This is a genomic window from bacterium (assembly GCA_016873475.1).
Lineage (GTDB): Bacteria > Krumholzibacteriota > Krumholzibacteriia > JACNKJ01 > JACNKJ01 > VGXI01.
Window position 1 is genome coordinate 1 of sequence record VGXI01000332.1, and the last position, 2,483, is coordinate 2,483.

3 protein-coding genes are annotated in these 2,483 nt (G+C 70.5%); 2 read left to right on the forward strand and 1 reads right to left on the reverse strand.

Going from position 1 to position 2,483, the window contains the following annotated elements; genetic code table 11:
* Window positions 1-907: hypothetical protein (locus FJ251_15445; GenBank protein MBM4119097.1), on the reverse strand; the 907-nt coding region annotated here is incomplete at its 3' end.
* A gap of 282 nt (window positions 908-1,189) precedes the next feature.
* Here FJ251_15445 and FJ251_15450 point away from each other — a divergent pair.
* Complete coding sequence (locus FJ251_15450; GenBank protein ID MBM4119098.1) at window positions 1,190-1,537, forward strand: helix-turn-helix domain-containing protein; 348 nt, start codon at window positions 1,190-1,192, stop codon at window positions 1,535-1,537.
* On the forward strand, window positions 1,534-2,483 hold a 950-nt coding region (locus FJ251_15455), incomplete at its 3' end, for a nitrate reductase (protein ID MBM4119099.1). The genes FJ251_15450 and FJ251_15455, both read left to right, overlap by 4 nt.

The window sequence follows — 2,483 nt, forward strand, 5'->3', positions numbered from 1 at the left end:
CGCGGGCCAGCGCGCAGGCCCGCGCGAGATTCGTGCCCCCCTCGCCCGCCGGGGTGCTTGCCCAGTCCCCCCACTGGCCGCTGGCGCCGATGCCGTTCACCTGCAGGAGGTCCCCGGCCCGCACGTAGCGCAGGGGGTCGACGCCCTCGATCTCGAGCCGCTCCCACGCCTCCGAGTGCGGCGCGCCGACGTTCTCGGCGAAGCGTCGCACGCCCGGCAGCGTGCGCGCGATGCCGTTCACGACGAGCAGGCCGCGCGGCCCGCAGTGCGCGAGGACGAGATCGCGCGCCCCCGCCTCGATGGCCGCGATGCGCTCGCGGTTCCAGTCGTAGGGCGCCTCCCGCCAGCCGGGACGGCCGTCGTAGGGCCCCCAGACGGAGTCGCGATCCGCCGGGGCGCCGCTCCACCACTCGCGCTCGTAGCCGAAGTCGTCGAGGAAGACGCCGGCGACCCCGTCCCCCCACTCCGCGAGGAAGGCCTCGATCCAGCCGAGGAAATCGCTCACGTGGGCGTCATCGAAGCGGTAGCAGTGCACGCTGCCATTGAGGACGATGTCCGGCTCGCCGAGCTCGCCCGGCGCCGGCTGCCACTCCGGCCAGCCGCGCAGGCTGTCCGTGTAGCAGCTCTTGCCCCAGGGATTGAAGTAGAGGAGGGCGCGGTGGCGATGCCGGGCCTCGAGCTGGGCAAAGGTCTCCGCCTCGAGCACGATGTGATCGAAGGGTGCCAGCTGCTCCTGCTCGAGTCCGCGCAGGGCATCGCCGTAGAGGACCACGTGTGTGGAGTAGGCGGGCTCCGGCAAGGTGCCGGTCTCCTCGAGGCTGCGCCATTCGTCGACGCTCGGGCGGCAGCCTGTCGCCCAGGCCAGGAGGCCGACCGCAAACAGGATCGGGAAGGAGGGCCAGCGCATCGTGACCACGCTCCAGAGGCAGGATGGGGAAGCACGCTCAATCGATACCGTCAAGCAATGCGAACGCCAGGGCCCAGCCCCTCCCAGTCTGCGCAAAAGGCTTACACCACCGCCAGTTATGATCAAGCTCTTTCTTCAGGGATCTCGCCGATCGTGCAGCCCGCATGGTTGGGAGTCCCCCGCTTGTGAACTCCCGCACAAAAGGGTTGACAGTCAAGGCTGAATCCGTATTTTCGGATATGCAGATATCCAGCCAGGCCTGGACCCGCGAGAGGAGCTCGGATGAGCAGCCCGCCCGAACACCAGCACCAGCCCGAGGAGATCGCCCGGGCCGCTCGCATCTTCAAGGCCCTGTCTCACCCCGGCCGCCTCGAGCTCGCCTGCCGGCTGGCCCGGGGCCCCGCGAGCCAGAAGGATCTGGTTGCCGCCACGGGCCTGCCCCAGTCGAGCGTTGCGCGGCTGCTCCTGCCCCTGCGCGAGCTGGATCTGATCGCCGCCGCCGGGCGCGGCCCCTCGGGCGAGATCGCCCTCTCGGCGAGCAGTCGGGTGATCGGCGATCTGGTCTCGACGGTCTGCGATTGGCTGCACGGCGAGAGATCGGCGCCCGCCGGTCAGGAGGGACGCGGATGAGCGGCATGAACCGGCGCGAGTTCATCAAGATCGGCGGCGCGAGCCTGGGCGGCGCTGCCGTCGGCGGCGGCCTTGTCAGCGACTGGTACGGCGTCTACGCCAACCCCGTCGCGGACCCGGGCACGGAGGGCGAGCGCGTGGTCGCCAGCTTCTGCGAGCTCTGTTTCTGGAAGTGCGGCATCCTCGCCCACGTCGCCGGCGGCCGCGTCACCAAGATCAGGGGCAACCCCAAGCACCCGCTCTCGCGCGGGCGGCTCTGTCCGCGTGGCGCCGGCGGCACCGGTTTGCTCTACGACCCCGATCGCCTCAAGCAGCCGCTGATCCGCATCCGCAAGAACGGCGAGCAGGCCTTCGCCCCGGCGAGCTGGGACGACGCGCTCGACACCGTGGCCGAGCGCTTCGAGCGCATCAGGCAGGCGCACGGCGCGAGCGCGCTCGCGCTCTTCTATCACGGCTACGGCGGCAACTGGCTGAAGCACCTGTTCAAGGCCTACGGCTCGCCGAACATCGCCGCGCCCTCCTACGCCCAGTGCCGCGGCCCGCGGGACGTCGGCTTCAGCCTCACCTTCGGCGAGGGCGTCGAATCGCCCGAGCGCACGGACATCGCCGGCGCGCGCTGCCTGACCCTGATCGGCTCGCACCTGGGCGAGAACATGCACAACACTCAGGTGCAGGACTTCGCCGACTTCCTGCGCGCTGGCGGCGATCTCATCGTCGTCGATCCGCGCTTCTCGACCGCCGCCGCGAAGGCGCGCTACTGGCTGCCGATCAAGCCGGGCACGGACATCGCCCTGCTGCTCGCCTGGACGCACGTGATCGTCCAGGAGGGGCTCTACGATCGCGACTACGTCGAGCGCTACACCTACGGCTTCGAGCAGCTCGCGGCGCACGTGGCGTCCTTCAGCCCCGAGTGGGCCTATCCGCGCACGAGCATCGAGCCCGGGGG

Bases quoted from the DNA above. Each gene is read 5' to 3' on its own strand.
- FJ251_15450 (MBM4119098.1), top strand. From the start codon at position 1,190: ATGAGCAGCCCGCCCGAACACCAGCACCAGCCCGAGGAGATCGCCCGG.